Consider the following 3,944-nt stretch of genomic DNA (forward strand, 5'->3'; position numbering starts at 1 on the left):
GGCCTCCTTGCGGGCAGGCCCGGCCTTCCCGGCGCCGCTCCTCGCGGGGCCGTCTTCTTCGCCGTGGCGCGGCGCGGGAAGGCGCGGCGGGTGCGCGGACTCCCGTGGGACGAGGCGGGTGTGTCCGTGCCGCGGCCACCGGCGCGACGGCGGCCCGAACGGCGCGCGACCAGAAGAAGTAACCGACTGGCCTGAGATCACCGACCGGTTCCCGACCAGCCCAGGAGGCTCGGCGTGTCTGCTCCCTGCCCCGACGCGTCCGGCGGCGCGTCCCCGGCTCCGTCCGCCGCCCTCGCGGCGCACGCGCAGCTGGACACTCGTGTCGCCGCCGGGGTCGCGAAATGCCTGAGCGACTACTTCGCCGCGCGCCGCGCCGCGGCGCGCGGGAACGACGCCTGCTTCACCGAGGAGATCGTCGAGCACCTGGAGCGCTTCACGCTCGGCGGAGGCAAGCGCATGCGGCCCAGGTTCGCCTGGTGGGGGTGGCGCGCGGCCGGCGGACCCGAGAGCGGGAAGCAGGCCACGGCCGCACTGCGGGCCGTGTCGGCGCTGGAGCTCATCCAGGCCTGCGCGCTGATCCAGGACGACGTGATGGACGGCTCCACCATGCGACGCGGGCACCCCGCGATGCACGTGGCCTTCGCCGGGACGCACCGGGTGAACGGCTGGGCGGGCGATCCCGAGCGCTACGGGGCCTCCGTCGCCGTACTCGCCGGAGACCTCGCCCTGGCCTGGGCTGATGACATGCTCGACGAGGCCGTCGAGGATCCGGGCGCGCGATCGCGGGTGCGCGAACCCTGGCGGGCGATGCGCACCGAGATGATCGCCGGGCAGTTCCTCGACATACGCGCCCAGGCGCGCTCCGACGAATCGGAGGCCACCGCCCTCCGGGTGAACCGGCTGAAGACGGCCGCCTACAGCGTGGAGCGACCCCTGCACTTCGGGGTGGCCCTGGCCGGTGCTGACGGCGACCTGGTGCGCGCGCTGCGCGGGTACGGCTCCGATGTCGGTACGGCGTTCCAGCTCCGCGACGATCTGCTCGACATCTACGGGGACCCCTCCCGGACGGGCAAGCCCGTCGGCGACGACCTCCGGGAGGGGAAGCGCACCCTGCTGCTGGCGATCGGGCTGCGGCGGGCGCGCGAGCGGGAGGACCGCGGCGCCGCGAGGGCGCTGCGCGCTGCGGTGGGTGACAGCGGGCTCACCGAGGACGATGTCCGCGCTATCGGCGCGCTCCTCGACGAACTCGGCGCCCGGGCGGCCGTCGAGGAGCGCCTGCACGGTCTGCTGGAGCGGGGCCTGCGGCACATCGCTGAGGCCCCCATAGGCGGCACCGCCCGCGATGCGCTCCGGGCACTGGCCCACAAGGCCACATCGAGAGTCCACTAGGCGGTCCGTGCGGCGGGGAGGCCGATAAACGTGCAAAGAGAACGGACGCGCACGATATCCGGGCACACCGGGCACGTGGTCGTCGTGGGGGCGGGGGTGTCCGGGCTCGCGGCGGCGCTGCACCTGCTGGGCGCGGGCCGCGAGGTGACCGTCGTCGAACGCGATCCGCACCCGGGCGGGCGAGTGGGCCGCATGGACCTCGACGGCTTCCGGCTGGACACCGGGCCGACGGTGCTGACCATGCCGGACCTGATCGACGAGGCACTGGCCGCGGTGGGGGAATCCACGCGGGGACGGCTGGACCTGGTGCGGCTGGACCCCGCCTACCGGGCGGCCTTCGCCGACGGGTCCACCATCGACGTCCGCACCGACGCCGAGGCCATGGCCGCGGAGGTACGGCGGGTGGCCGGCCCGCGGGAGGCGCAGGGCTACACGCGGCTGCGGGAGTGGCTCAGCCGCCTCTACCGGCTCCAGATGCGCCGGTTCATCGACGTGAACTTCGACTCTCCCCTCGGCCTGCTCTGCCCGGAGCTGGCGCGGCTGGCCGCGATGGGCGGGCTCGGCCGGCTCGCCCCGGCCATCGGCCGGTTCCTCTCCGACGAGCGGCTGCGGCGGATCTTCTCCTTCCAGTCGCTCTATGCCGGCGTCCCACCGCAGCGCGCGCTGGCCGCCTATGCGGTGATCGCCTACATGGACACGGTGGCCGGGGTGTACTTCCCCCGAGGCGGTATGCGCGCCCTCGGCGACGCGCTGGCCGGCGCGGCGGTCAAGGCGGGCGCCGCGATCCGGTACAACGCGGCGGTAGGCCGCCTGGAGCGTCGGGGCGAGCGGGTCACCGCCGTCGTGACCGCCGACGGCGAGCGAATCGGCTGCGACGCCGTGGTGCTCACCCCCGACCTTCCCGTGGCCTACCGGCTGCTCGGCCGGGCCCCGCTGCGACCGGTTCCGCTGCGCTTCTCGCCCTCGGCCGTGGTGCTGCACGCGGGAACCGACCGGACCTGGGGACGTCTCGGACACCACACGATCTCCTTCGGGGCCGCCTGGGAACGCACGTTCCGCGAGATCACCCGGCAGGGCCGGGTCATGAGCGATCCGTCGCTGCTCGTCACCCGGCCCACCGCGACCGACCCCGGGCTCGCGCCTCCGGGCCGCGAACTCCACTATGTTCTGGCCCCCTGCCCCAACCTGCGTGCGGGCGGGCCGGACTGGCAGCGCGCCGCCGGTCCCTACCGCGACCACCTGGTACGGACGCTGGAGGATCGGGGGCTCGACGGGTTCGGCTCCGCCATCGTCACCGAGAGCCTGACCACTCCCCTCGACTGGGCACGCCGCGGCATGGCCGCGGGGACGCCCTTCGCCGTATCGCACACCTTCGCCCAGACCGGACCGTTCCGACCGCGCAACCTGGTCCGCGGCACCGCCAACGCCGTGCTGGCGGGATGCGGGACGGCACCGGGGGTCGGCCTGCCCACGGCCCTGATCTCGGGCAAGCTCGCCGCGGCACGCATCGCCGGCGCGGCGGCCGTGGAGCGCGGAAGCCGGTGATGGGAACCACCGCCGAACTGGACGCGGCCGGCATCACCGGGGCCGGCCTGCGTTCCTGCTACGCCCACTGCCGCGTCCTGCACGCCCGGCACGGGCGCACCTACTACCTGGCGACGCGTGTGCTGCCGCCCGCGCGGCGGCCGGCCGTGCACGCCCTCTACGGTTTCGCCCGGTGGGTCGACGACGTGGTCGACGACCCCGGACTCACGGCGCCCCGGCGCCTGGCGACGATCGACGCCGCGCAGGAGGACCTGCGCACGGCTCTGCGCACCGGTTCGGCGCGGTGGCCGGTGGTCCGCGCCCTCGCCGACACCGCCGGGCGCTACGGGATCTGCGAAGAGTACTTCACCGCGTTCCTGGGATCCATGCGCGCCGACCTGACCGTCACCGACTACCCGACCTACGGCGATCTGCGCGAGTACATGTACGGATCAGCGGCCGTCATAGGTCTGGAGCTCCTTCCGGTGCTGGGGTCGGTGGTGCCGCGGGCCGAGGCCGCCCCGCACGCGGCGGCGCTGGGGGAGGCCTTCCAGCTCACCAACTTCCTCCGCGATGTCGCCGAGGACCTCGAACGGGGGCGGGTCTACCTGCCCGGCGACGTCCTCGCCGCGCACGGAGCCGACCGGGACCTGCTGGAGCACTGCCGCCGCACCCGGAGGCAGGATCCCCGGGTCCGTGCGGCGCTGGCCGAAACGGCGCGGATCACCCGCGGTGTGTACCGCGAGGCCGAGCCGGGGATCGCGATGCTGTCCCCGGCCGCACGCCCGTGTGTCGCCACGGCGTTTCGGCTCTACCGGGGCATCCTGGACGAGATCGAGGCCGCCGACTACGACGTGTGGACCCGGCGCCACCGCGTTTCCCGCGCCCGCAAGGCGGGGGTGGCGCTGCCCGCGCTGGGACGCGCTCTGGCCGCCCGCGCGCGGACCGCGGGCGACGGGCCGCACGCTCCGTCCGTCCCGCCTCGGCGGTCTGAGCGGCCAGCAGGAAGGACCGGCCTCATGTCTCCTTCG

Annotated in this window: 3 protein-coding genes; all 3 read left to right on the forward strand. The window is 74.7% G+C overall.

What is annotated here, in order from left to right; genetic code table 11:
* Positions 1-234: 234 nt before the first annotated feature.
* Positions 235-1,389: a polyprenyl synthetase family protein gene (locus VS93_RS26005; RefSeq protein WP_082127212.1), complete on the forward strand. Its 1,155-nt coding sequence runs from the start codon at positions 235-237 to the stop codon at positions 1,387-1,389.
* Positions 1,390-1,464: 75 nt separating this feature from the next.
* Positions 1,465-2,934 carry a phytoene desaturase family protein gene (crtI, locus tag VS93_RS26010; RefSeq protein ID WP_082127213.1) on the forward strand — a complete coding sequence of 490 codons (1,470 nt, stop codon included), beginning with the start codon at positions 1,465-1,467 and terminating at the stop codon, positions 2,932-2,934.
* A partial coding sequence (locus tag VS93_RS26015; RefSeq protein WP_082127214.1) for a phytoene/squalene synthase family protein occupies positions 2,931-3,944 on the forward strand: 1,014 nt, incomplete at its 3' end. The genes crtI and VS93_RS26015, both read left to right, overlap by 4 nt.

Source organism: Allosalinactinospora lopnorensis (assembly GCF_000981225.1).
Classification (GTDB): Bacteria; Actinomycetota; Actinomycetes; order Streptosporangiales; family Streptosporangiaceae; genus Allosalinactinospora; species Allosalinactinospora lopnorensis.